A 23,536-nucleotide genomic window follows, 5' to 3' on the forward strand; every position below is an offset into this window, starting at 1 on the left:
GGGTTGCGAAAGTCCCGGTCTCCGGTCACCCGGGGCCCCGACCCACCCGACGGGCCCCGGAACACGGAACACCCACCACCGGCCCGCCGCACCGCAGCGGGCCTCCGGAGCAGTGCGCGAGGAAAGGAAGACAGCCGGATGGGAAGCCGATACGGGCCTCTGTGGGAGGTCTACTGGAAGGATCTCCCACAGCGCGACAGCGAGGCCTTCTGGGACTGCCCGCCGGACCTGGGCGCCGCAACTCACATCCGGCTCTTCGGACCGTACGCCGACCCCACGCTGCCGCTGATCGACGTGGGCTGCGGCAACGGCACCCAGACCGCCTATCTGGCCGGGCACTACGAGCGGGTGCTGGGCGTGGACATCGCCGAGGCCGCGCTGGCCAAGGCCAGACAGGTCAACGGCGGCCCCCGCGTGGAGTACCGGCGGCTGGACATCCTGGACGAGGCGGCCGTACGGGAGTTCCGGGACGAGCTGGGCGAGGTGAACGTCTACCTGTCCGGTGTCATCCACCAGCTCACCCCGGCCGACCGGGACACCTGCATCCGTTCGCTGGCCCTGCTCACGGGCGGGCGCGGCACCGTGTTCGCCCAGGAACTCACCCCCGACAGCTACCACTACATGGCCCACCTCATCACCACCGGCCGCCACGACCTGCCGAAACTCGACCGTGTGTCGGCCTACTTCGGCATCGGGCTGCAGACAGCGGCGGGCGAGGCCGAGCTGGAGGCGGTCTTCACCGCCGCCCGCTTCGAACTCCTCGCCGCCGGAAGCCTGTCCATGCACACCACGGAGAAGCTGACCGACGGCACGCCCCTGACCCTTCCGGCCCATTACGTGGTGGCCCGGCCGCAACGGCCCTGACTCGTACGGCGGATTCCCCCATGAAAGTGAACGACGTCTTCATCAGCGGCATCGGCGTCCACCTGCCCGACACCGTCCCGATCGAGCGGGCCGTGGCCGACGGCCTGATCGCCGAGGGACCGGCCCGCGCATCCGGGTACACCGGTGCCGCCGTGGCCGGTGACGTACCCCCGGTCGAAATGGCCCTGGCCGCCTCCCGGCAGGCACTCGCCCGGTCCGGCCAGGACCCGACCGGCCTCTCCCTGCTCCTGTACGCCGACAACTACAACAACGGCCCCATCGGCTGGTATCCGCAGTCCTACCTGCAACGCCATCTGGTGGGCGGTCACCTGACCACGGCCGAGGTGCGCCAGGGGTGCAACGGCATGTTCGCCGCGCTGGAACTGGCCGCCGGGTTCCTGGCGGGCCAGGGCCCGGACGCCACCGCGATGGCGGTGGCCGCCGACAACATCAGCATGCCGCACGTGAACCGATGGCAGTGCCTGGCCCCGGACTTCGTCATCGGGGACGCCGCTTCGGCGGTCGTCCTGACCCGTGCGCCGGGCGTCGCCCAGCTGCTGTCCATCACCTCCATCACGGTGGTGGAACTGGAGGAGATGGGACGCGGACGGGAGCCCCTGTTCCCGTCCCGCGACGACAGCGCCGCCTGGGACCTGGCCGGGCGCATCGAGGACTTCCAGAGGGACGTGGCGGACCGGGACGACGGCGAGAGCCCCTGGCTGCCGCTGGTCAAGGCCCGGATCGAGGTGATCGACCGGGCACTCGACGAGGCCGGCATCGAGATAGCCGATATCACGCGCGTCGCCTACAACCACTCCTCCCGGCAGCACATGGAGGACGGTGTGCTGCGCACACTGGGCATCGGGATCGACCGGTCCAACTGGGAGTTCGGCCGCCATCTCGGCCACCTGGGGCCGAGCGACCAGGTGGTCTCCCTCGACCACATGCTGCGCTCGGGCGAACTCGTCCCGGGGGACCACCTGTTGATGCTGGGCATCAGCCCGGGGCTCAACGTCGCGGCGGCCGTGGTGCGGATCCTCGCGGCGCCGTCGTGGTCATGACGGGCCCCTTGCTGAGCCCGCTGCGACCGCCCCCGCCCGACAAGGACCTGCCCGACAAGGACCTGACGGTCGATCTCGACCGGGTCACCGCCGACCCGACACCCCACCCGGCACCCGGCCCACCGGCGAACCACCCGTAAGGAGTGCCCATGCCTTCGACGGATGGGACCGTGACGAAACAGAACCCCACGCGACCGCGGCTGAGGGCGGTACCGCTGCTGGGCCCCGCCTTCGTCGCCGCCATCGCCTACGTCGACCCCGGTAACATCGCGGCGAACGTCTCCGCCGGGGCGCAGTACGGATACCTGCTGGTCTGGGTGCTGGTCGTGGCCAACGCGATGGCCATGGTCGTGCAGTACCTGTCGGCGAAACTGGGGCTCGTCCTCGGGCGCAGTCTGCCGGAGGTACTCGGTGACCGGATGCCCCGGGCCGGCCGACTGGCCTTCTGGGCCCAGGCCGAGCTGGTCGTGATCGCCACCGACCTGGCCGAGGTGGTCGGCGGCGCGATCGCCCTGGAGATCCTCTTCGGCGTACCGCTGCCGCTCGGCGGCCTCATCGTCGGCGGGGTGTCGATGTGGGTCCTCGCCCTCCAGACCAGGCACGGTCAGCGCACCTTCGAAGGCGTCGTGATGGGGGCGCTGGCCATCATCGTCATCGGTTTCGTCGCCGGGCTGTTCGTCAACGGCGTCGACTGGACGGCCGCGGCCGGCGGCCTCACCCCCCGGTTCGACGGCGCCCAGACCGTACTGCTCGCCGCGAGCATGCTGGGCGCGACCGTCATGCCCCACGCCATCTACCTCCATTCCTCGCTCACCCGCGACCGCCACGGCTTCGACCCGGACCCCTCCCGGATCCGGCTGCTGCTCGGCGCGAGCCGCTGGGACGTGGGCATCGCCCTCCTCATCGCTGGCTCGGCCAACATCGCGCTACTGCTGCTCGCCGCGGGCAACCTGTACGGCGTCCCCGGCGTCGACACCCTCCAGGGCGCCCACGCCGCCATCGCCCACAGCCTCGGCACCACCGTCGGCCTCGTCTTCGCCGTCGGGATCCTCGCGTCCGGCCTGGCCTCCACCTCGGTCGGCTGCTACGCGGGTGCGGCCGTGATGTCCGGGCTCGTACGGGTACGGATTCCGCTGCTGCTGCGCCGCGCCGTCACCCTCGTCCCCGCACTCGTCATCCTGACGCTCGGCTTCGACGCGACCCAGGCCCTGATCCTGAGCCAGGTGATGCTGAGCATCGGCATCCCGTTCGCCCTCATCCCCCTGGCCCGCCTGACCTCCGACCCCCGCCTCATGGGCCCGTTCGCCAACGGCACCGCGCTGAGGCTGACCACCTACGCCACCGCCCTGGCCATCGTCGTGCTGAACGCGCTCCTCGTCGTCCTCACACTGACCGGGAGCTAGGACCTGTGCCGAGCAGCACGTGGGACAGTGCCGGACTCAGTAGCGGTAGCGAGCTGCCAGGATCACAATCTCCCCGTCCGTGACCAAGTAAACGAGGCGATGCGCGTCGTCGATCCGCCTCGATCAGGCCCCAGGCAAGTGGTACTTGAGCGGCTCGGGCTTGCCGATCCCCGTGAAGGGATCACGCGGGTCCGCCAGGTCACCCACGTGGTGTTACGTCATCCGCCACACGTTGAAGCGGAGTGTTCAGCACAACACTCCCACCTGTAAAAACACCGTTTTCGAAGCTTATATCCAGCACCGATCCAGCACGGCGCGAGTTCATCCAGCACATCCAACACGCGCGACCGCAGCAACGAGGGCCTGTCCACCGCCACGATTTCCGTTGCGTACACATGGAACACTCGGTACGCCTGAGCGCATGACGCAGCCACTACCCACAGAGTCCATCCGCGACGTGCGCGCGCACTTGGCGGACGTCGTGGAGCGCGCAGACCGCGACGACGTGCCCACAGTGATCACACGCCGAGGCAAGGAAGTCGCCGCCATCGTCTCCATCGAGGTGCTGCGCAAGTATCAGGAGTGGGAAGAACGCGAGATCAACCGGATCATCGACGAACGCATGGCCAACCCCGCGTCCGGCATCCCGATCGAGGACATCATGAAGGAGACGCTGGCGCGGAGTGAGTGAGTACCGAACCGTCTTCCGCCCTGAGGCACAGGCCGAACCTTCGGAAGATCCCCCGCGACATGGCGCTACGCATCCTGACCAAGCTGACGGAGCTGGAGACCGACCCTCTCGGCTTCAACACCACCGCGCTCGCGTCCCAGCCCGAACGTCGCCGCCTGCGCGTCGGCGACTACCGCGTCGTTTACACGATCGACAACGGTGAACTGGTGGTGTGGTTCGTGCATATCGGGCATCGCTCCACCGTGCACGACACCTAGAGTCAGGGACGCCACCGTCCGGACCAGCAGGCCAGGTTGTCAGTGGCGACTGCTTTCATGACGCCATGAACACTGTGCACGCGATCGCCACCCTCCTTCCCGCCCCCATCGAACTCCGCGCCCACCTGCGCGCGTTGACAGTCCTGGAGACTGCGATCGCCGACGATCCGCAGTACTGCTACTACACCTTCGACGTCGCCTGGGGCCCCGGCGAAGAGGCAGCCTTGATGGAGAACGGTTCGGGGGACGACTTCTCCGTCCTCTTCACTCCGGCCGGCGTGCTCATACGCGGCTTCGACCACGAGTCGGCGATGAGCCCGTACGGGACGGACGACGAGCAGGTCTGGCCCGGAGTCATCGACGAAGTGCCCGCCGCACTGCGCCCGCTCCTGGACGAACCTGCCTTCTGCGATGAGGGCATCAACGCCCCTCGGGTCACCGCCTGCCTGTGGCGGGAGACCGGCGACACGGCCTGGCGCACCGGCTCGAACATCGACTTCCCGCCCGGCAGCGAGGACCCGGACGGCTCCGGTTTCCTCTTCCACCTCCTCGCCGACCGCTCCCCCGAGGCCGCCCAGGCCCACTTCGAGGACTACTACGAGCGCCCCGTCCCCCTCGAAGCCGTCCGCCACGTCCTCGCCGGACATCCCCTCACCCCTGCGGTCGCCGCAGCTCTCAACCCGGCCGCCCTCTCGGACAACGCCCTGCTCAACAGAATCGCCGCGCATCCCGAGGTCGCGGCCTACCTGGCCTGCGACGGCGAGTTCGACCTCGCCCGCACCGACCCGATCGAGCCGATCGTCCTGCCCAACGGCCTCCCGGTGGAGCCTGTCGCCGGCTGCAACGCAGGCGGCACCCACTACCTCTGCGGCCCAGCCGTCCCTGGCGGCCCCTGCCCCGTCCTCTACACCGACTCCGAAGGGCATGCCTCCCTGATCGCCGATTCGCTCGCCGAGGCCCTGACCCTCGCCGTCACCCTCCCGTCCTGGCACGACGCACTGGCTGGTTTCCGACCTCCGACCCTCAGCCCCGACTACCTCGACGACCACCCGGACCACCCCGCCGTCCGCGACCGTCTCCTCGCCGCCCTTCGGCTCCCCCCGGCCACCGAGCAGGAAGTCCTTGACCGTCTCCTCGCCACCGCCGCCCGCACCGTCCCCGACGGCTTCCTCCCGCACGTTCCCGACGAGGAGAACTCCGCCTTCCAGCCGATGCTCGAACCGCTTGCCGACTAAGGCACTCAAGGACGCGTAGGTGACGAAGCGTCAGAAAATCCAGCACTCATCCAGCACGGGAACCAGCAAGGGGCCGACTCCCGAAAGAGCCAACCCCTTGCCACCTGCAGACTTGACGAACCAACTAGCCCGCAGTAACGAAGCGATTACACATTGAAGCGGAACTCCACCACGTCGCCGTCCTGCATGACGTACTCCTTGCCCTCCATGCGGGCCTTGCCCGCCGCGCGGGCGTCGGCCACCGAGCCGGTTTCGACCAGGTCGGCGAAGGAGATGACCTCGGCCTTGATGAAGCCCTTCTGGAAGTCGGTGTGGATCACACCGGCCGCCTCGGGGGCCGTGGCGCCCTGTTTGATGGTCCAGGCGCGGGATTCCTTGGGGCCTGCCGTGAGGTAGGTCTGGAGGCCGAGGGTGCGGAAGCCCACGTGGGCGAGGGTGGCGAGGCCGGGCTGTTCCTGGCCCACCGACTGGAGGAGTTCGAGGGCTTCCTCGTCGTCCAGTTCGGCGAGGTCGGACTCCAGCTTGGCGTTGAGGAAGATCGCTTCGGCGGGGGCGACCAGGGCGCGCTGTTCGTCCTGGAAGGTGTCGTCCGTCAGTTCGTCCTCGTCGACGTTGAAGACGTAGAGGAACGGCTTCGTCGTGAGCAGGTGCATCTCGCGCAGGGGCTCGGCCTTCTCCGTGCCCTGGACGATGCCCGCGGAGAAGAGGGTCTCGCCCGTCTCCAGGATGGCCTGGGCCTCCTCGATCGCCTTGACCTGGCCCAGCACCTCCTTCTTGATGCGGGACTCGCGCTGGAGGCGCGGGAGGACCTTCTCGATCGTCTGGAGGTCGGCGAGGATCAGCTCGGTGTTGATCGTCTCGATGTCGTCCTTGGGCGAGACCTTGCCGTCGACGTGGACGACGTTCTCGTCCTTGAAGGCGCGGATGACCTGGCAGATCGCGTCCGACTCGCGGATGTTCGCCAGGAACTTGTTGCCCAGGCCCTCGCCCTCGGAGGCGCCGCGCACGATGCCCGCGATGTCGACGAAGTCGACGGTCGCCGGGAGGATCTTCTGGGAGCCGAAGATCTCCGCGAGCTGGGTGAGCCGGGGGTCGGGGACGCCGACCACTCCGACGTTGGGCTCGATGGTGGCGAACGGGTAGTTGGCCGCCAGCACGTCGTTCTTGGTCAGGGCGTTGAACAGGGTCGACTTGCCGACATTCGGCAGACCGACGATTCCGATCGTGAGCGACACGTTGGCGACTTCCTGAAGTGAGGACTGGAGGCCCGGGGACCGAGCCGATCCCTCAGTTTACGGGCGGGCCGCCACCGCCCACGCCGGGTGCCCGGATGCCCGGCGGCACGCCCCGGGCGCGCGTCGGGGGCGTCGAACTCAATTCCGGGGTCGGTCGAAGGGCGTGTCCCGTACCCGGTTCGTCACCCTCCGCCGCCTACGTTGGTCCGGTGGAGCAGCACAGGACACACCAGCCCCAGCGGCGCCGACGGCCTCGCGCCCCTCTCCCCGGGCGGAGCGCCCTCCCGGGAGCCCCCCGGGGCCGGCGGGCGACGGCGGGGCGCCGCCGGCCGGTGCCGCCGGTGGTGCGCCATCTGCGGAGGCTGCCCAATCCCCGGTTCACCGGGCTCGGCGCCGGGCTGTTCGCCACCGCGACGATGCTGTTCATCGCCTTTCTGGACCAGCTGCTCTTCGACGGCGCGCCCCTCGTCTACGGGCTGCTGTTTCTGCCGGTCTGCGCGGTGACCGCGCTCTGGGTGCGCACCGCCGATCTGGTAACGGCGCCGATCTCCGCGCCGATCGCCTTCGCGGTCGGTACGGTCCCCATCTCGGGCGGCACCGGTGGCGTCGGCGGTCATGTGATGGCGCTGGTCACCGCGCTGGCCGTGCACGCCGGGTGGCTGTACGGGGGCACGCTGACCGCCGGGCTCATCGCCTCCGTACGGAAAGTACGGCAGATGGGGCGGCGGCAGGCGCTCAGGGACGCCGCCGCCCGGGACGCCGCGGTACGGGCCGGGGCTGTCCGGGGCCCGGCGATGGCGGCCAGGACCGGGGCGACCGCGTCACGGGCCGCCCGGCGCGGGTAGCGGGAGGGGCACCGCCGCGCCCGTACAGCAGCGCCCGCAGCCGGCGCCCGCCCGGACAACAGCTCCCGTGGCCAGCGCCCGCCCGTATCAACAGCTCCTCGTCAGCGGCCCGCGGCGGCCATCGCCGCGCCCACGATCCCCGCGTTGTTCTGAAGCTCGGCGGGAAGGACCTCCGCCCTGATCCCCTCGATCAGCGGGAGGAACTTGTCGGCTTTACGGCTCACCCCGCCGCCGATGATGAACAGCTCCGGCGAGAACAGCATCTCCAGATGCGCCAGATACTTCTGCACCCGGTGCGCCCAGTGCTGCCAGCTCAGCTCCTCGTCGTCCTTGGCCTTCGTCGAGGCGCGCTTCTCCGCCTCGTGGCCGTGCAGCTCCAGATGGCCCAGCTCCGTGTTGGGGATCAGCTTGCCGTCCATGAAGAGGGCGCTGCCGATGCCCGTACCGAACGTCAGCAGGAAGACCGTGCCCTTGCGGCCGCGTCCGGCGCCGAAGGCCATCTCCGCCACGCCCGCCGCGTCCGCGTCGTTGAGAACCGTCGCCCGCAGGCCCAGCCGCTCGCCGAGGACCTGTCCGGCGTCGGTGCCGATCCATGCCTTGTCGACATTGGCGGCGGTACGGATCACGGAACCCGTGACCACCCCCGGGAAGGTGATCCCGACCGGCCCCGACCAGCCGAAGTGCCGGACGACCTCGACCACTCCGTCGGCCACGGCCTCGGGCGTCGCCGGGTGCGGCGTGAGTACTTTGTACCGCGGCTCGACCAGATCGCCGCGCTCCAGGTCCACGGGCGCACCCTTGATGCCCGAGCCACCGATGTCCACTCCGAAGACGTTCATGGACACAACGTTACGGCCAGACGCTGACAGCGACGCCCAAAACGGCCTACGGGGTTACTTCCGCGCCAGTTCCGCCGCCTCCGCGCGCAGGTCGCGGCGGAGCTCCTTGGGCAGCGAGAAGGTGATCGACTCCTCGGCCGCCTTGACGATCTCGACGTCCTCGTAGCCGCGCTGCGAGAGCCACTCCAGCACGCCCTCGACCAGGATCTCCGGGACGGAGGCACCGGAGGTGACCCCGACCGTGGAGACGCCGTCGAGCCATGCCTCGTCGATCTCGTCCGCGCCGTCCACCAGGTAGGAGGCGCCCGCTCCGGCGCCGAGGGCGACCTCGACCAGACGTACCGAGTTGGAGGAGTTCTTGGAGCCGACGACGATCACGAGGTCCGCGTCGGCGCCCATCTGCTTGACCGCGATCTGGCGGTTCTGCGTGGCGTAACAGATGTCGTCGCTCGGCGGCGCGATCAGCTGCGGGAACTTCTCCTTGAGGGCGTCGACCGTCTCCATCGTCTCGTCGACGGAGAGCGTGGTCTGCGAGAGCCAGACGACCTTGGACTCGTCGCGGACCTCGACGTTGGCCACATCGGCGGGGCCGTCGACCAGCGTGATGTGGTCGGGGGCCTCGCCCGAGGTGCCGATGACCTCCTCGTGGCCGTCGTGGCCGATCAGCAGGATGTCGTAGTCCTCATTGGCGAAGCGCACCGCTTCCTTGTGGACCTTGGTGACCAGGGGGCAGGTCGCGTCGATGGTGGCGAGCCTGCGCTCGGCCGCCTCCTGGTGGACGACGGGGGCGACGCCGTGCGCCGAGAACATGACGATGGAGCCCTCGGGGACCTCGGCCGTCCTCTCCACGAAGATGGCGCCCTTGTTCTCCAGGGTCCGGACGACGTACTTGTTGTGGACGATCTCGTGCCGGACGTAGATCGGTGCACCGTACTGCTCCAGGGCCTTCTCCACGGCGATCACGGCACGGTCCACACCCGCGCAGTAACCACGGGGGGCGGCGAGGAGGACGCGTTTGCCGGCGCGGCGCACGGCGTCTCCACTGGGGGTGGCGGCGGGCGACGGGCGGGACGTGTCAGTCATACGCCCCATCGTAAGGCCGCCGGGGAGGGACGGGAGTTCGGGCCGTACGGGAGTTCGGGGCGGAGAAGGAGCTTTGTCAGAGGTGGCCGATACGCTCCCTTCCATGGCTCTTCATACGTCCGCGGACGCCCCGCTGCCCGTCGGTGAGGTGTCGCGCGCCATCGGCGGATGGATCGACCGGCTCGGCGTGATCTGGGTCGAGGGGCAGATCACGCAGCTCTCGCGCAGACCGGGCGCGGGGGTGGTCTTCCTGACGCTGCGCGACCCGTCGCACGACATCTCGGTGAGCGTCACGTGTTATCGGCAGGTCTTCGACGCCATCGCGGACGTGGTCTCGGAGGGCGCGCGGGTCGTGGTGCAGGCGAAGCCGGAGTGGTACGCGCCGCGCGGACAGCTGTCGCTGCGGGCGACGGAGATACGGCCAGTGGGAATCGGCGAGCTGCTGGTGCGGCTGGAGCGGCTGAAGCGGGCGCTGGGCGAGGAGGGTCTGTTCGCCGCCGACCGCAAGCGGCCGCTGCCCTTCCTGCCACAGCTGATCGGGCTGGTGTGCGGGCGCGCGTCGGCCGCCGAGCGCGATGTGCTGGAGAACGCGCGGCGGCGGTGGCCCGCCGTGCGCTTCGAGGTGCGGAACACCGCGGTGCAGGGGGTCAACGCGGTGGCGCAGGTGGTCCAGGCGGTCGAGGAGCTGGACGCGCTGCCGGAGGTCGATGTGATCATCGTGGCGCGCGGCGGCGGCAGCGTGGAGGATCTGCTGCCGTTCTCGGACGAGCAGTTGGTACGGGCGGTCGCCGCGTGCCGTACGCCCGTGGTCTCCGCCATCGGGCACGAGCCGGACTCGCCGCTGCTGGACCTGGTGGCGGATGTCCGGGCCTCGACGCCGACCGACGCGGCCAAGCGGACCGTGCCGGACGTCGGCGAGGAGCTGGACCGCGTCCAGGCCCTGCGGGACCGCGCGCTGCGGACGGTGCGGGGGCTGCTGGACCGGGAGGAGCGCGGGCTGGCGCACGCGCTGGGCAGGCCCGTGATGGAGCGGCCGCACCGGATAGTGGACGAGCGGGCGGCCGAGGTGTCCGCGCTGGCCGACCGGGGCCGCCTGGTACTGCGCCATCGGCTGGACCGCGCCGACTCGGAGCTGTCGCACACCCGGGCCCGGGTGCTGGCGCTGTCGCCCGCCGCGACGCTGGAGCGGGGGTACGCGGTGCTCCAGCGCCCGGACGGCACGGTGGTGCGCGCCCCGGAGGATGTCGTGGCCGCCGAGGAGCTGCGGGCCCGGGTGGCCGGGGGCGAGTTCGTGGTGCGGGTCGCCGGGCCGGACACCCCGTGAGCGGCGCCCCGGGAGCGCCATCAGTCGTCGGACCGCGCGGGTACGCGCTGACCATAGGGTGGATCACATGACAGGGACGGACACCACGGCGCTCGGTTACGAGCAGGCGCGGGACGAGTTGATCGAGGTCGTACGCCGGCTGGAGGCGGGCGGTACGTCGCTGGAGGACTCCCTCGCGCTCTGGGAGCGCGGCGAGGAGCTGGCGAAGGTGTGCCGCCGCTGGCTGGAGGGCGCCCGCGCCCGGCTGGACGCGTCGCTGGCGGGCCCCGCCGCCGAGGAGGACACCGGTGGCACCGGGGTCGGCGCCGAGCGCGACGGCGCGACGGGCCGCTGAGCCCGGCCGGGGCGGCTCGGCGCCTCTCCGACCTCGGACGGAGCGGTCCGGGCCGCTTCCCCGCAAGGCTTGTGAGTCGAGTCACGGGTCCCCACGACGGTTTTTGTTGAAAGTTAATATATCGAGTTGTACGGTGAAACGGATCCTCCGATTCATTTATCGCACCACAGACATACCGCACATATCGCACACCCGGAAGGCCCCCATGTCTCTCGCGCTCGACACCGCCGCCCAGGACCTCCTCTTCCGCGAGGCCCACACCGCGAACACCTTCTCCGACGAGCCGGTGACCGAGGAGCAGGTCCAGGCCATCTACGACCTGGTCAAGTTCGGCCCGACCGCGTTCAACCAGTCGCCGCTCCGCGTCGTCCTGGTGCGCTCCGCCGAGGCCCGCGAGCGTCTCGCCCCGCACCTGGCCGAGGGCAACCGGGCCAAGACCGCCGCCGCGCCGCTCGTCGCGATCCTGGCCGCGGACAACGAGTTCCACGAGGAGCTCCCCCGCCTCTTCCCGGCCTTCCCGCAGGCCAAGGACATGTTCTTCAGCGAGCGCCCGGCCCGCGAGCAGGCCGCCCGACTGAACGCCACGCTCCAGGCCGGCTACTTCATCATCGGCGTCCGCGCCGCCGGGCTCGCCGCGGGCCCGATGACCGGCTTCGACGCCGCCGGTGTCCAGAAGGAGTTCCTGGACGACGACCACACCCCGCTGGCGATCGTCAACATCGGCAAGCCCGGCGCCGACGCCTTCTACCCGCGCGCTCCGCGCCTCGCCTTCGAAGAGGCCGTCACCACCGTCTGACCGGCCCGCCCGGCACCGTACGCGAAGAGAGGCCGCCGCCCTTCCCGGACCCGGGAGGAGCGGCGGCCTCTTCTCATACGTACACGTACACAACAGGGCGGGGACCCGCCCGCCCGTCAGGGCTTCGCCGTCTCCGGCTCCGAGGGCTTCGCGGTCTCCAGCGCGGCCGCCATCTCCGCCAGCCGCTCGTACGAGGCCGTCCCCGTCACCACCGTCGTCGCGTCCCCGTCCACGCGGACCAGGGCGTCGTACTTCGGCCCCTTCCAGCGCTGCCACGCCTCGCCCGCCACCCGCTGCGTCCTGCCGGTGTCCGCGGCCTGCTGGGTGACCTCCGCCACATACTTCTTCGCGGGCGCCGTCGACTGCTCGACCGCGACGTACTGGCCGTCCGGGTCAAGATAGCCGAGGTGCCACGCGTCGGAGCTCTCCCTCTTGTACGAGACGGAAGTGGGCTTCCAGGTCTCCGCCAGCCCGGCCGGTGCCGCCACCGGATACGGCGCCGCACGCCGGGCGGTCACCAGCTCGACCCGGTAGTCGACCACCTTCACCGGGGCCGCCGTGTCGTCATGCGGAATGAACATGTAGATCGCGGCGACGACGAGCCCGATGACCGCCATCGACAGGAACATGTCCCGCACCGTCTGTGTACCTCGCTTGCCTGCCACCGCACCATCGTCGCATCACCCCCTTGCGCTCAAACGTGGGGCCCTCTGCTCAATCTGGCATTGTGCGGATAGAGTCGTGTCCACCCTTGTTTCCGGCCGTCGCCGTACAGAAAGGTGCGCTCGATGACCGAGCATCAACTGCCCGCCCCGCTTGAGGTGTCCCCCGAAGCCCCTGACCGCAACCTCGCCCTGGAGTTGGTACGGGTCACCGAGGCCGCCGCGATAGCGGCCGGCCGGTGGGTCGGCCGGGGCGACAAGAACGGCGCGGACGGCGCCGCCGTGAACGCCATGCGCACCCTCGTCTCCACCGTGTCGATGAATGGTGTCGTCGTCATCGGCGAGGGCGAGAAGGACGAAGCCCCGATGCTCTACAACGGCGAGCGTGTCGGCGACGGCACGGGCGCCGAGGTCGACATCGCCGTCGACCCCATCGACGGCACCACGCTGAACGCGAAGGGCATGCCCAACGCCATCGCCGTTCTGGCCGCCGCCGACCGGCACGCCATGTTCGACCCGTCCGCGGTCTTCTACATGGACAAGCTGGTCACCGGCCCCGAGGCCGCCGACTACGTCGACATCAACGCGTCCGTCGCGGTCAACATCCGCCGGGTCGCCAAGGCGAAGAGCTGCTCCCCCGAGGACGTCACGGTCGTCGTCCTGGACCGCCCCCGCCACGACGGCATCGTCCGGGAGATCCGGGAGACCGGCGCCCGGATCAAGTTCATCTCGGACGGCGATGTCGCCGGTTCGATCATGGCCGCGCGCGAGGGCACCGGTGTCGACCTGCTGCTGGGCATCGGCGGCACCCCCGAGGGCATCATCTCGGCGTGCGCCATAAAGTGCCTCGGCGGAGTCATCCAGGGCAAGTTGTGGCCCAAGGACGACACGGAGCGGCAGCGCGCGATCGACGCCGGACACGATCTGGACCGCGTCCTGTCGACCGACGATCTGGTCAGCGGCGACAACGTGTTCTTCGTCGCCACCGGCATCACCGACGGCGAACTGCTGCGCGGGGTGCGCTACCGCTCGGAGACCGCCACCACCCAGTCCCTGGTGATGCGCTCCAAGTCGGGCACGATCCGGCAGATCGACTCCACGCACCGGCTCTCCAAGCTCCGGGCGTACAGCACGATCGACTTCGACCGGGCCAAGTAGCGACCGACGCGGTACGGGCCGGACGGCGGCCCCGCGCGTACAGGGAGGGGCGCCCCCGATCGTGCGGCGGGGCGCCCCTCCGTATACGCGGACAGGCCGGACGCGGACGGACCGGGTCAGCCGGCGGCGGCGATGCGCTCGTCGGCGGCCGCGGCCTTGCGCAGCTCCACCTCGCGCCGCCTGCGCCGGGCGAGCACGACGCGGCGCTCGGCGGCGGTCAGGCCGCCCCACACCCCGTACGGCTCCGGCTGGATCAGCGCGTGCTCCCGGCACTCGACCATGACCGGACATCGGGCGCAGACCCGCTTCGCGGCCTCCTCCCGCGCCAGCCTCGCGGCTGTCGGCTCCTTCGAGGGGGCGAAGAACAATCCGGCTTCGTCACGACGGCACACCGCCTCCGAATGCCAGGGGCCGGCCTGATCCTCCCGAGCGGGACTCCGCTGGGGCGGCACGGCGGCGACCTGCAGGGGCTGATGCGGCAGTTGCAGCACGGTCTACTCCTGACGACGGCTTCGCGAGCGAGAGACGATGAAGCCTTCCCTACCCGCTGTACGCACTCCTATGCACTGAGTGGTACCCACTTCGGCAGCCCGGAACGCCGCACAGGAATACAGACCCTCGGCCCATCCCGTACTCCCGGCCGGAAATGGCTGGAAACAACCGGCGGAACAGGCCCGGCGAACAAGCCGGGACAAGCCGGGGAACACGAGCCGGGGAACAAAGGGAGCAGCCGGACAGCGGCCGGGCGCGAACCGTCAGGAACCGAGGTGTTTGCGGAGCTTCTCCTGAAGGAGGTCCGAGATGCGCTTGCCGCGCTTCGGTTTGGCCTCCACATTGCCGAACACCGAGTATCCGTTGACCACCACGACCGGCGCGTCCGGCTGCTCGGCCTCCAGGTTGTGAACCTCGAAATTACCCAGGATGCCGCTGCCGTTGCCGCGCAGCGAGATGTTCTCGGGGACCTCGATCTCGACATTGCCGAAAATGGCCGTCGCGTTGATCACCGTGACCCGCTGGCCGAAGAGGGCCTCGGCCAGGTCGATCTCGATATTGCCGAAGAGCGAGAACGCGTTGGTCCTGCTCCCGATGCGCCAACGCCCCTTGCGGGTCGAGCTGCTGAAGATCGCCACCAGGTTCTCCGCCGGGGCGTGCGCGTCCTCCGGGGTGTATCCGTACGCGCCGTGCGGGTCCGCGGCGGCGAACGGCCGCCCGTTCGCACCGGCGGCGGGCAGGTCCCGCACCAGGGGCTCCAGCTCGGCGACGGTCTTCGCGCGGTAGACCGCGTCGATCCGCTCTCCATGCTCCTCGGCGTCCAGGCGGCCCTCCGCCAGGGCCTCCCGGAGGATGTCCGCGGTCCGGTCCCGGTCGGCGTCGGAGGCCCGGATCGCCGGGGGCTCCGCCGGGGCGACCGGCTTCTGGGGTTGCTTTTCGAGGTCCACGACCTCAGGGTAGCGAAACGCGATAGATCGCGACTAGTGGCTGAGCCCGGCGCGCCCGCGCGGATATGTCGTATCGATACGACGATCCGACTGAGCCTTACCTCACAGGGGCCCTGTCAGTGGGGCGCCCTAGTCTGGAGGACGCCGCTGCCAATGGGGGCCGCGTCGCCGTCTGTCGAGTGAGGAATGGCCGAAATGCCAGAGTTTACGTACTCCGATCTGCTCCCCCTGGGAGAGGACACCACGCCGTACCGCCTGGTGACCGCCGAAGGTGTCACGACCTTCGAGGCCGATGGGCGTACGTTCCTCAAGGTCGCCCCGGAGGCGCTGCGCACGCTGGCCGCCGAGGCGATGCACGACATCTCGCACTACCTGCGTCCGGCGCACCTCGCCCAGCTGCGCCGGATCGTGGACGACCCGGAGGCGTCGTCGAACGACAAGTTCGTGGCGCTCGACCTCCTGAAGAACGCGAATATCGCGGCGGCGGGCGTTCTCCCCATGTGCCAGGACACGGGTACGGCCATCGTGATGGGCAAGCGCGGACAGAACGTGCTGTCGGAAGGCGGCGACGAGGAAGCCCTTTCGCACGGAATCTACGACGCGTACACCAAGCTGAATCTGCGCTATTCCCAGATGGCCCCGCTCACCATGTGGGAGGAGAAGAACACCGGCTCGAACCTGCCCGCGCAGATCGAGCTGTACGCGACGGACGGCGGCGCGTACAAGTTCCTTTTCATGGCCAAGGGCGGCGGCTCCGCGAACAAGTCGTTCCTCTACCAGGAGACGAAGGCGGTCCTCAACGAGACCTCCATGATGAAGTTCCTGGAGGAGAAGATCCGCTCGCTGGGCACGGCCGCGTGCCCGCCGTACCACCTGGCGATCGTCGTGGGCGGTACGTCGGCGGAGTTCGCGCTCAAGACCGCGAAGTACGCCTCGGCGCACTACCTGGACGAGCTGCCCGCCGAGGGCTCCCCCACGGGCCACGGCTTCCGTGACAAGGAGCTGGAGCAGAAGGTCTTCGAGCTGACGCAGCGGATCGGGATCGGCGCGCAGTTCGGCGGCAAGTACTTCTGCCACGACGTACGAGTGGTCCGGCTGCCGCGCCACGGCGCCTCGCTGCCGGTCGCCATCGCCGTCTCCTGCTCGGCGGACCGCCAGGCCGTCGCGAAGATCACCGCCGAGGGCGTGTTCCTGGAGCAGCTGGAGAAGGACCCGGCGCGCTTCCTCCCCGACACCACCGACGAGCACCTCGGTACGGAGGCCGCCGCCGACGACGGAGTCGTACGGATCGACCTCAACCGTCCGATGGACGAGGTGCTCGCCGAGCTGACGCGCTTCCCGGTCAAGACCAGGCTCTCGCTCACCGGGCCGCTGGTCGTGGCCCGCGACATCGCGCACGCCAAGATCAAGGAGCGGCTCGACGCGGGCGAGGAGATGCCGCAGTACCTGAAGGACCACCCGGTCTACTACGCGGGCCCGGCGAAGACCCCCGAGGGGTACGCGTCCGGCTCCTTCGGCCCGACGACGGCCGGCCGGATGGACAGCTACGTCGAGCAGTTCCAGGCGGCGGGCGGCTCGAAGGTCATGCTCGCCAAGGGCAACCGCTCGAAGCAGGTCACCGACGCGTGCGGCACCCACGGTGGCTTCTACCTCGGCTCGATCGGCGGCCCGGCGGCCCGGCTCGCCCAGGACTGCATCAAGAAGGTCGAGATCCTGGAGTACGAGGAGCTGGGCATGGAGGCGGTCTGGAAGATCGAGGTGGAGGACTTCCCCGCGTTCATCGTCGTGGACGACAAGGGCAACGACTTCTTCACGGAACCGGCCCCGGCGCCGACGTTCACGACGATTCAGGTACGCGCCGGGGCATAGGCACGAGCGGCGGCCACACCCGACGGACGGAGTCCGGCGCGGCTGCCCGAAGCCTGCGAGGCCCCCAGGGCCGAGCAATGCGAGGGCGGCCATCAGCACCGGTGCCAAGGGCAACGACTTCTTCACGGAACCGGTCCCGGCGCCGACGTTCACCTCGATCCCGGTCCGGGGCCCGGCTGAGTCGCCGACCGGGCAAGGCCTCCGGAACTCGGCTGAGCCTTGGGGGAAAGCGTTCCGGGTGGGAACACAATGGATCACCCGGGCGCTTTCCCTCGCAGGAGGTACGACGATGACGACGGACGACAGCCAGTACCGGATCGAGCACGACTCCATGGGTGAGGTCCGGGTCCCCGCGGACGCGAAATGGCGGGCCCAGACACAGCGTGCCGTGGAGAACTTCCCCATCTCCGGACAGCGGCTGGAGCGCGCGCACATCGAGGCGCTGGCCCGGATCAAGTCCGCCGCCGCCAAGGTCAACGCCGAGCTGGGCGTGATCGACAAGGACATCGCGGGCGCCATCCAGGACGCGGCGGCCGAGGTCGCGGCGGGCCGGTGGGACGAGCACTTCCCGGTGGACGTCTTCCAGACCGGCTCGGGCACCTCCTCCAATATGAACACCAACGAGGTGCTGGCCACGCTGGCCACCGAGCGGCTCGGCCGGGACGTACATCCGAACGACCACGTCAACGCCTCGCAGAGCTCCAACGACGTCTTCCCCTCGTCCATCCACATCGCGGCGACCGCCTCCGTGACCGGCGGGCTGGTCCCCGCGCTGGAGCATCTCGCCGCCGCGCTGGAGCGCAAGGCCGAGGAGTTCGCAGAGGTCGTCAAGTCGGGCCGGACGCATCTGATGGACGCCACGCCCGTCACCCTGGGCCAGGAGTTCGGCGGTTACGCCGCGCAGATCCGGTACGCGGTGGAGCGGCTGGCCGCCTCGCTGCCCCGGCTGGCGGAGCTGCCCCTCGGGGGTACGGCGGTGGGCACCGGGATCAACACCCCGCCCGGCTTCTCGGCCGCCGTCATCGCCGAGGTGGCGCGGGCGACCGGGCTGCCGCTGACGGAGGCGCGCAACCACTTCGAGGCGCAGGGGGCGCGCGACGGGCTCGTGGAGACCTCGGGCCAGCTGCGTACCCTCGCCGTCTCGCTCACCAAGATCGCCAACGATCTGCGCTGGATGGCGTCCGGGCCGCGTACCGGACTGGCCGAGATCAGTCTCCCGGATCTCCAGCCCGGCTCCTCGATCATGCCCGGCAAGGTCAACCCGGTGATCCCGGAGGCCGTGCTGATGGTCGCCGCGCAGGTCACGGGGAACGACACCACGGTCGCGGTGGCCGGCGCCGCCGGGAACTTCGAGCTGAACGTGATGCTCCCGGTGATCGCCAAGAACCTCCTGGAGTCGATCAGGCTGCTCACCACCGCGTCCCGGCTCCTCGCGGACCGTACGGTCGACGGCATCGTCGCCCATGCCGAGCGGGCCCGGCAGTACGCCGAGTCGTCGCCGTCCGTCGTCACCCCGCTGAACAAGTACATCGGGTACGAGGCGGCGGCCAAGGTCGCCAAGAAGTCCCTCGCCGACGGCGCGACGATCCGTGAGACGGTCCTCGCCCTCGGTCATGTGGCGCGCGGGGAGCTGACGTTGGAGCAGCTCGACGAGGCGCTGGATGTGCTGCGTATGACGCGCCCGTAAACACCTGTGGACCCGGCCCCGGAATCCCGGTGCACACTCCGGGCGCCGGTCCTCGCCGTCTCCGTACCACCTAGTATCTCCGCATGACAGCGACGGTGAGGGCGGCGGACGGTACGGCGGCGGCGGGCGGGCACTGGCCGCCCGGGACGCACATCCTGTGGCGGTACCGGGAGAACGCCGGCGACGGGGTGCACATCTGCCGTCCCGTCACGGTCGTGCGGGACACCGACGAGCTGCTCGCCGTCTGGCTGGCGCCGGGGACGATCTGCGTGAAGCCGGTGCTGGCGGACGGCACCCCCGTCAACCACGAGCCGCTGGCGACCCGTTACACCAAGCCGCGCGCCGTGGTGCGCGACCGGTGGCACGGCATGGGGGTGCTCAAGCTGGTACGGCCGGGCGAGCCCTGGTCGGTGTGGCTGTGGTGGGACGAGGACTGGCGCTTCCAGAGCTGGTACGTGAACCTGGAGGAGCCCTACACCCGTTGGTCCGGGGGGATCGACTCGGAGGACCACTTCCTCGACATCGACGTCTACCCGGACCGCAGTTGGCGCTGGCGCGACGAGGACGAGTTCGCGCAGGCCCAGCAGGACGGGCTGATGGACCCGGCGGGGGCACGGCGGGTCGAGGCGGCCGGACGGGCCGCCGTCGAGATGATCAGGGCGTGGGGCACCCCCTTCCGCGACGGCTGGGAGCACTGGCGCCCCGAGTCGCACTGGGAGGTGCCGGAGCTTCCGGACGGCTGGGACCGGGCACCGGTACGGACGTCCACATCATGATCGCGAAGTACGCCCACCGGGGCCATGAGACCCTTGATTGGCCCCCAGGGTGCAAACGTAGGATCGTCCTCCGGAAGACTGCACCGGGACAACGGGTGGGCGTGGCAACGGGACTGACCATTGGTCACACGCCGCGCCACACCGCACGTCACACTGTTGACCGGTACGACCACACATCACATCGACCGTGAGTCACTACGAGGGGGTGGAGCCGTGGGTCATGGCTGCCACCCTGTCGACGCCGCCTGCCGAGCGGTAGTTTCGCCTGGTGAACGGGGAAGAGCGGGACAGGCCGCTCGCGGCACACACCCCGGTGCCGTACACCCGGCCGAAGCGACCGCACCGCAATCCCGGCCCGGACGGACGGAATCCCACGCGTGACGGAGCACCCCCCTTCCCACGAGGGCCGGCAACCCCTGGTTGCCCGGCCGCAGGAACGCACTCGGCCCCGGCAGGAGACGGCCGCCGCCGTGCCACAGCCCGCTGTGCCGGCACCGGCACCGGCACCGGCCGACCTCGCCGGGACGGCACGGCGCGAGGGCGACCGGCTGCGCTTCGTGGGAGCCGCCACCCGCCGTATCGCACGCGGCATAGACCTGGACGAGATCGTGCTCGGGCTGTGCCGGGCGACCGTGCCGACGTTCTCCGACGCCATACTCGTCTACCTCCGCGATCCGCTGCCGGTCGGCGACGAGCGCCCGGTCTCGCCGTTCGTCCTGCGGCTGCGCCGCACGGACCGGCTGCGGCTGACCGACGACGACCCCGAGAACGCGCTGGGCGGCGCCGCCCTGACCCTGCACGCCGCCGAGGGCCTGCAACTGCCGCTCCTCGACCCGCACTCGGACGTGATGCCCGCCGCCGAGCTGTGCGAGGTACACGCGGGCGGGGCGCTCTCCGAGGTCCTGCGCGGCGTACGGCCGGTCTTCGGCGACTCGGCCGCGGCCCGTGCCGCGCTGCCGGAGCTGCTGGGCGCCGACCGCGCCGTACCGACCGGGCACCGCGCGATCCTCGCGCCGCTGCGCGGACGACGGCGGGTGATCGGCGCTGCGGTCTTCCTGCGCCGGCCCGACCGCACGGCCTTCGAGGCGAACGACCTGCTGGTCGCCGCGCAGCTCGCGACGCACACGGCGCTCGGGATCGACAAGGCGGTGCTGTACGGCCGCGAGGCGTACATCGCCGACGAGTTGCAGCGCACGATGCTGCCGGAGAACCTTCCGCAGCCCACCGGCGTCCGGCTCGCCTCGCGCTATCTGCCCGCCGCCGAGACCGCACGCGTCGGCGGCGACTGGTACGACGCGATCCCGCTGCCCGGCAGCCGGGTCGCCCTGGTCGTCGGCGATGTCATGGGCCATTCGATGACCTCCGCGGCGATCATGGGCCAGCTGCGGACGACCGCGCAGACCCTCGCCGGGCTCGATCTGCCGCCGCAGGAGGTGCTGCACCATCTGGACGAGCAGGCGCAGCGGCTCGGTACGGACCGGATGGCGACCTGCCTCTACGCGGTGTACGACCCGGTCGCGCACCGGATCACCATCGCCAACGCCGGTCATCCGCCGCCCATAATGCTGCATCTGGGCGGCCGGGCCGAGGTGCTCCGGGTGCCGCCCGGGGCACCGATCGGGGTCGGCGGGGTGGACTTCGAGGCCGTCGAGCTGGACGCGCCCGCCGGGGCGACCCTGCTGCTCTACACGGACGGGCTCGTCGAGTCGCGGCTGCGGGACGTGTGGACCGGCATCGAGCAGCTGCGGGAGCGCCTCGCGGCGACCGCGCAGCTCACCGGGCCCGACCACCCGCCGCCGCTGGAGGCACTCTGCGACGATGTGCTCGACGTGCTGGGCCCCGGTGACCGGGACGACGACATCGCGCTGCTCGCGGCCCGCTTCGACGGGATCGCGCCGAGCGACGTGGCGTACTGGTTCCTCGAACCGGAGGACGCCGCTCCGGGGCGGGCCAGGCGGCTGGCCAGGCGCGCGCTGGCCCGCTGGGACCTGGAGGAGCTGAGCGACTCGGTCGAGCTGCTGATCAGCGAGGTGGTCACCAACGCCGTACGGTACGCGGAGCGCCCGGTGACGCTGCGGCTGCTCCGTACGGACGTACTGCGCTGCGAGGTCGGGGACGACTCGCCGCAGCTGCCCAGACAGCGGCGGGCCCGGGACACCGACGAGGGCGGCCGCGGGCTGTTCCTGGTCAACCGGCTGGCGCGGCGGTGGGGGGCGACGCGGCTGTCCACCGGCAAGGTGGTCTGGTTCGAGATCACGACCCCGGCCCGGCCCTCGGCGACAGCGTAGGAACGCCGCAGAGCCGGACAAATGTTGCAGGCGGGGTGGTGCGGAGGTTAGCTGGGGCAGGCGGTGCGGCAACGGCCGCCCGCCCCGGCCCGGGTTCCGCGCCCGGGCTCTCTCGCGATGGGAGGACACCCCCGTGGCCGCGTCATCCCCGAAGGCTCCGGACACTCCGTACACGACGAACAACGCAGGCATCCCGGTGGAGAGCGATGAACACTCGCTCACCGTAAGCCCCGACGGCCCCATCCTGCTCCAGGACCACTACCTCATCGAGAAGATGGCCCAGTTCAACCGCGAACGGGTCCCCGAACGGGTGGTCCACGCCAAGGGCTCCGGCGCGTACGGCGTCTTCGAAGTGACGAACGACGTCAGCCAGTTCACCAAGGCGGACCTCTTCCAGCCGGGCCGGCGCACCGACATGCTGGCCCGCTTCTCGACGGTCGCGGGCGAGCTGGGCTCACCCGACACCTGGCGCGACCCGCGCGGCTTCGCGCTCAAGTTCTATACGGAACACGGCAATTACGACATGGTCGGCAATAACACTCCGGTCTTCTTCGTACGTGATCCGATCAAGTTCCAGGACTTCATCCGCTCGCAGAAGCGCCATCCGGCGACCGGGCTGCGCGACAACGACATGCAGTGGGACTTCTGGACGCTCTCCCCGGAGTCCGCGCACCAGGTGACCTGGCTGATGGGCGACCGGGGCATCCCGAAGTCCTTCCGCCATATGAACGGCTACAGCTCGCACACCTACATGTGGGTGAACGGCGGCGGCGAGCGGTTCTGGGTGAAGTACCACTTCAAGACCGATCAGGGCATCGAGTGCCTCACCCAGGCCGAGGCCGACGAGCTGGCCGGGACGGACGGCGACCATCACCGCCGCGATCTGTACGAGTCGATCGCGGCCGGGAACGCGCCGAGCTGGAGCCTGAAGGTCCAGGTGATGCCGTTCGAGGACGCGGCCGGCTACCGGTTCAACCCGTTCGACCTGACCAAGGTGTGGCCGCACGCCGACTACCCGCTGATCGATGTCGGCCGGATGACGCTCGACAAGAACCCGGACGACTACTTCATCCACATCGAGCAGGCCGCCTTCGAGCCCTCGAACCTGGTGCCGGGCATCGGCCCGTCCCCGGACAAGATGCTGCTCGGCCGGCTCTTCTCCTACCCGGACACCCATCGCTACCGGATCGGCCCGAACTACACCCAGCTGCCGCCCAACCGGGCCCGGTCGCAGGTGAATTCGTACGCCAAGGACGGGCCGATGCGGTACGAGGCGTCGAACGCGGCCCGGCCGTACGCGCCGAACTCGTACGGCGGTCCGGCGGCCGACACCGCGCGGTTCGGCGACCCGGCGGGCTGGGCCTCGGCGGGCGAGATGGTGCGCGAGGCGTACCGGCTCCACGCCGAGGACGACGACTGGGGCCAGGCGGGCACCCAGGTCCGGCAGGTGCTGGACGACGCCCAGCGCGACCGGCTGGTGGCGAACGTCAGCGGGCATCTGCAGCAGGGCGTGTCCCGTCCGGTGCTGGACCGGGCGCTCCAGTACTGGCGCAATATCGACAAGAAGACCGGCGACCGGATCGCCACGAAGGTCAACGGCGGTTGACCCAAGGCCGGTGCGACCGGTCGGCGCGTACGGAAACGGCGGGGCCCCGCGGATTCGCGGGCCCCGCCGTTTCCGTACAGAAAC

Annotated in this window: 22 protein-coding genes and 2 pseudogenes; 17 read left to right on the plus strand and 7 right to left on the minus strand. The window is 70.2% G+C overall.

Features of this window, described 5'->3' with window-relative positions; all coding sequences use genetic code 11:
* Positions 1-138 precede the first annotated feature (138 nt).
* The 4 genes from ACIP8W_RS06895 to ACIP8W_RS06910 are packed head-to-tail and all read left to right on the plus strand — an operon-like array spanning position 139 to position 3,328.
* Entirely contained in the window at positions 139-864 is a 726-nt protein-coding gene (locus ACIP8W_RS06895; protein ID WP_401947198.1) for a class I SAM-dependent methyltransferase, read from the plus strand.
* Between the two features lie 20 nt (positions 865-884).
* Entirely contained in the window at positions 885-1,925 is a 1,041-nt protein-coding gene (locus ACIP8W_RS06900; protein ID WP_401947200.1) for a ketoacyl-ACP synthase III family protein, read from the plus strand.
* A complete protein-coding gene (locus ACIP8W_RS06905; RefSeq protein WP_401947202.1) occupies positions 1,922-2,065 on the plus strand; it encodes a hypothetical protein in 144 nt (47 codons plus the stop codon). The genes ACIP8W_RS06900 and ACIP8W_RS06905 overlap by 4 nt, the downstream gene beginning before the upstream one ends.
* Before the next feature lie 9 nt (positions 2,066-2,074).
* Entirely contained in the window at positions 2,075-3,328 is a 1,254-nt protein-coding gene (locus tag ACIP8W_RS06910) for an Nramp family divalent metal transporter (RefSeq protein ID WP_401947204.1), read from the plus strand.
* A 36-nt stretch (positions 3,329-3,364) separates the two neighbouring features.
* Here ACIP8W_RS06910 and ACIP8W_RS06915 read toward each other — a convergent pair.
* A pseudogene (locus ACIP8W_RS06915) lies at positions 3,365-3,514 on the minus strand (Txe/YoeB family addiction module toxin); the annotation flags it as partial.
* 235 nt (positions 3,515-3,749) lie between these two features.
* Here ACIP8W_RS06915 and ACIP8W_RS06920 point away from each other — a divergent pair.
* The 3 genes and pseudogenes from ACIP8W_RS06920 (at position 3,750) to ACIP8W_RS06930 (ending at position 5,511) form a co-directional block, all read left to right on the plus strand.
* Entirely contained in the window at positions 3,750-4,019 is a 270-nt protein-coding gene (locus ACIP8W_RS06920; protein ID WP_401947207.1) for a type II toxin-antitoxin system Phd/YefM family antitoxin, read from the plus strand.
* A pseudogene (locus ACIP8W_RS06925) lies at positions 4,012-4,276 on the plus strand (type II toxin-antitoxin system RelE/ParE family toxin). Before ACIP8W_RS06920 ends, ACIP8W_RS06925 begins: the two are co-directional and overlap by 8 nt.
* Before the next feature lie 65 nt (positions 4,277-4,341).
* A complete protein-coding gene (locus tag ACIP8W_RS06930) occupies positions 4,342-5,511 on the plus strand; it encodes a hypothetical protein (RefSeq protein ID WP_401947210.1) in 1,170 nt (389 codons plus the stop codon).
* A 146-nt stretch (positions 5,512-5,657) separates the two neighbouring features.
* Here the strand turns inward: ACIP8W_RS06930 and ychF are convergent, their stop codons facing one another.
* Positions 5,658-6,746, minus strand: a complete 1,089-nt coding sequence (ychF, locus tag ACIP8W_RS06935) for a redox-regulated ATPase YchF (RefSeq protein ID WP_401947212.1) — start codon at positions 6,744-6,746, stop codon at positions 5,658-5,660.
* Positions 6,747-7,078: 332 nt separating this feature from the next.
* Between ychF and ACIP8W_RS06940 the strand changes: the two genes are divergently transcribed.
* The gene (locus ACIP8W_RS06940) at positions 7,079-7,591 is read left to right on the plus strand and encodes a DUF6542 domain-containing protein (protein ID WP_401947215.1); all 513 of its coding nucleotides are present in this window, start codon (positions 7,079-7,081) and stop codon (positions 7,589-7,591) included.
* Positions 7,592-7,692: 101 nt separating this feature from the next.
* Here ACIP8W_RS06940 and ppgK read toward each other — a convergent pair whose 3' ends face one another.
* Together ppgK and ACIP8W_RS06950 are read right to left on the minus strand one after the other, a co-directional pair.
* The gene (gene ppgK, locus ACIP8W_RS06945; RefSeq protein ID WP_401947217.1) at positions 7,693-8,430 is read right to left on the minus strand and encodes a polyphosphate--glucose phosphotransferase; all 738 of its coding nucleotides are present in this window, start codon (positions 8,428-8,430) and stop codon (positions 7,693-7,695) included.
* A 54-nt stretch (positions 8,431-8,484) separates the two neighbouring features.
* A complete protein-coding gene (locus ACIP8W_RS06950) occupies positions 8,485-9,513 on the minus strand; it encodes a 4-hydroxy-3-methylbut-2-enyl diphosphate reductase (RefSeq protein WP_402202210.1) in 1,029 nt (342 codons plus the stop codon).
* Between the two features lie 103 nt (positions 9,514-9,616).
* Between ACIP8W_RS06950 and xseA the strand changes: the two genes are divergently transcribed.
* The 3 genes from xseA to ACIP8W_RS06965 all read left to right on the plus strand — a co-directional run bounded on the left by xseA (position 9,617) and on the right by ACIP8W_RS06965 (position 11,967).
* The gene (gene xseA / locus ACIP8W_RS06955; RefSeq protein ID WP_401947222.1) at positions 9,617-10,837 is read left to right on the plus strand and encodes an exodeoxyribonuclease VII large subunit; all 1,221 of its coding nucleotides are present in this window, start codon (positions 9,617-9,619) and stop codon (positions 10,835-10,837) included.
* Between the two features lie 67 nt (positions 10,838-10,904).
* Positions 10,905-11,171 (plus strand): exodeoxyribonuclease VII small subunit, encoded by a 267-nt coding sequence (locus ACIP8W_RS06960; protein WP_401947224.1) that lies wholly within the window; start codon positions 10,905-10,907, stop codon positions 11,169-11,171.
* Between the two features lie 205 nt (positions 11,172-11,376).
* A complete protein-coding gene (locus ACIP8W_RS06965; protein WP_401947226.1) occupies positions 11,377-11,967 on the plus strand; it encodes a malonic semialdehyde reductase in 591 nt (196 codons plus the stop codon).
* A gap of 116 nt (positions 11,968-12,083) precedes the next feature.
* Here the strand turns inward: ACIP8W_RS06965 and ACIP8W_RS06970 are convergent, their stop codons facing one another.
* Complete coding sequence (locus ACIP8W_RS06970) at positions 12,084-12,632, minus strand: DUF4245 domain-containing protein (RefSeq protein WP_401947228.1); 549 nt, start codon at positions 12,630-12,632, stop codon at positions 12,084-12,086.
* A 123-nt stretch (positions 12,633-12,755) separates the two neighbouring features.
* Here ACIP8W_RS06970 and glpX point away from each other — a divergent pair, with 123 nt between their 5' ends.
* Positions 12,756-13,787 (plus strand): class II fructose-bisphosphatase, encoded by a 1,032-nt coding sequence (glpX, locus tag ACIP8W_RS06975; protein WP_401947230.1) that lies wholly within the window; start codon positions 12,756-12,758, stop codon positions 13,785-13,787.
* A 116-nt stretch (positions 13,788-13,903) separates the two neighbouring features.
* On the opposite strand, the gene ACIP8W_RS06980 is transcribed toward glpX, so the two are convergent.
* Together ACIP8W_RS06980 and ACIP8W_RS06985 are read right to left on the minus strand one after the other, a co-directional pair.
* Entirely contained in the window at positions 13,904-14,278 is a 375-nt protein-coding gene (locus ACIP8W_RS06980) for a WhiB family transcriptional regulator (protein ID WP_401947232.1), read from the minus strand.
* A gap of 264 nt (positions 14,279-14,542) precedes the next feature.
* A complete protein-coding gene (locus ACIP8W_RS06985; protein WP_401947235.1) occupies positions 14,543-15,226 on the minus strand; it encodes a DUF1707 domain-containing protein in 684 nt (227 codons plus the stop codon).
* A gap of 195 nt (positions 15,227-15,421) precedes the next feature.
* Between ACIP8W_RS06985 and ACIP8W_RS06990 the strand changes: the two genes are divergently transcribed.
* The 5 genes from ACIP8W_RS06990 to ACIP8W_RS07010 all read left to right on the plus strand — a co-directional run bounded on the left by ACIP8W_RS06990 (position 15,422) and on the right by ACIP8W_RS07010 (position 23,452).
* A complete protein-coding gene (locus ACIP8W_RS06990) occupies positions 15,422-17,095 on the plus strand; it encodes a fumarate hydratase (protein ID WP_401947236.1) in 1,674 nt (557 codons plus the stop codon).
* A 289-nt stretch (positions 17,096-17,384) separates the two neighbouring features.
* Entirely contained in the window at positions 17,385-18,782 is a 1,398-nt protein-coding gene (locus ACIP8W_RS06995; RefSeq protein ID WP_401947239.1) for a class II fumarate hydratase, read from the plus strand.
* Positions 18,783-18,865: 83 nt separating this feature from the next.
* Positions 18,866-19,558: a DUF402 domain-containing protein gene (locus ACIP8W_RS07000; RefSeq protein WP_402202214.1), complete on the plus strand. Its 693-nt coding sequence runs from the start codon at positions 18,866-18,868 to the stop codon at positions 19,556-19,558.
* A 377-nt stretch (positions 19,559-19,935) separates the two neighbouring features.
* Positions 19,936-21,846: a SpoIIE family protein phosphatase gene (locus ACIP8W_RS07005; protein WP_401947245.1), complete on the plus strand. Its 1,911-nt coding sequence runs from the start codon at positions 19,936-19,938 to the stop codon at positions 21,844-21,846.
* 133 nt (positions 21,847-21,979) lie between these two features.
* Positions 21,980-23,452, plus strand: coding sequence for a catalase (locus ACIP8W_RS07010; RefSeq protein WP_401947247.1), 1,473 nt, complete (start codon positions 21,980-21,982; stop codon positions 23,450-23,452).
* Positions 23,453-23,536: the final 84 nt, after the last annotated feature.

Origin of the sequence: Streptomyces sp. NPDC088554 (assembly GCF_044752945.1) — a bacterium.
GTDB lineage: Bacteria > Actinomycetota > Actinomycetes > Streptomycetales > Streptomycetaceae > Streptomyces.

Coding starts and splice junctions, on each gene's coding strand:
- ACIP8W_RS06910 (WP_401947204.1), top strand. CDS start 2,075: ATGCCTTCGACGGATGGGACCGTGACGAAACAGAACCCCACGCGACCG.
- ACIP8W_RS06990 (WP_401947236.1), top strand. CDS start 15,422: ATGCCAGAGTTTACGTACTCCGATCTGCTCCCCCTGGGAGAGGACACC.
- ACIP8W_RS06905 (WP_401947202.1), top strand. CDS start 1,922: ATGACGGGCCCCTTGCTGAGCCCGCTGCGACCGCCCCCGCCCGACAAG.
- ACIP8W_RS06930 (WP_401947210.1), top strand. CDS start 4,342: ATGAACACTGTGCACGCGATCGCCACCCTCCTTCCCGCCCCCATCGAA.
- ACIP8W_RS06960 (WP_401947224.1), top strand. CDS start 10,905: ATGACAGGGACGGACACCACGGCGCTCGGTTACGAGCAGGCGCGGGAC.
- ACIP8W_RS06920 (WP_401947207.1), top strand. CDS start 3,750: ATGACGCAGCCACTACCCACAGAGTCCATCCGCGACGTGCGCGCGCAC.
- ACIP8W_RS06900 (WP_401947200.1), top strand. CDS start 885: ATGAAAGTGAACGACGTCTTCATCAGCGGCATCGGCGTCCACCTGCCC.
- ACIP8W_RS07000 (WP_402202214.1), top strand. CDS start 18,866: ATGACAGCGACGGTGAGGGCGGCGGACGGTACGGCGGCGGCGGGCGGG.
- ACIP8W_RS06895 (WP_401947198.1), top strand. CDS start 139: ATGGGAAGCCGATACGGGCCTCTGTGGGAGGTCTACTGGAAGGATCTC.
- xseA (WP_401947222.1), top strand. CDS start 9,617: ATGGCTCTTCATACGTCCGCGGACGCCCCGCTGCCCGTCGGTGAGGTG.
- ACIP8W_RS06995 (WP_401947239.1), top strand. CDS start 17,385: ATGACGACGGACGACAGCCAGTACCGGATCGAGCACGACTCCATGGGT.
- ACIP8W_RS06965 (WP_401947226.1), top strand. CDS start 11,377: ATGTCTCTCGCGCTCGACACCGCCGCCCAGGACCTCCTCTTCCGCGAG.
- ppgK (WP_401947217.1), bottom strand. CDS start 8,430: ATGAACGTCTTCGGAGTGGACATCGGTGGCTCGGGCATCAAGGGTGCG.
- ACIP8W_RS06950 (WP_402202210.1), bottom strand. CDS start 9,513: ATGACTGACACGTCCCGCCCGTCGCCCGCCGCCACCCCCAGTGGAGAC.
- glpX (WP_401947230.1), top strand. CDS start 12,756: ATGACCGAGCATCAACTGCCCGCCCCGCTTGAGGTGTCCCCCGAAGCC.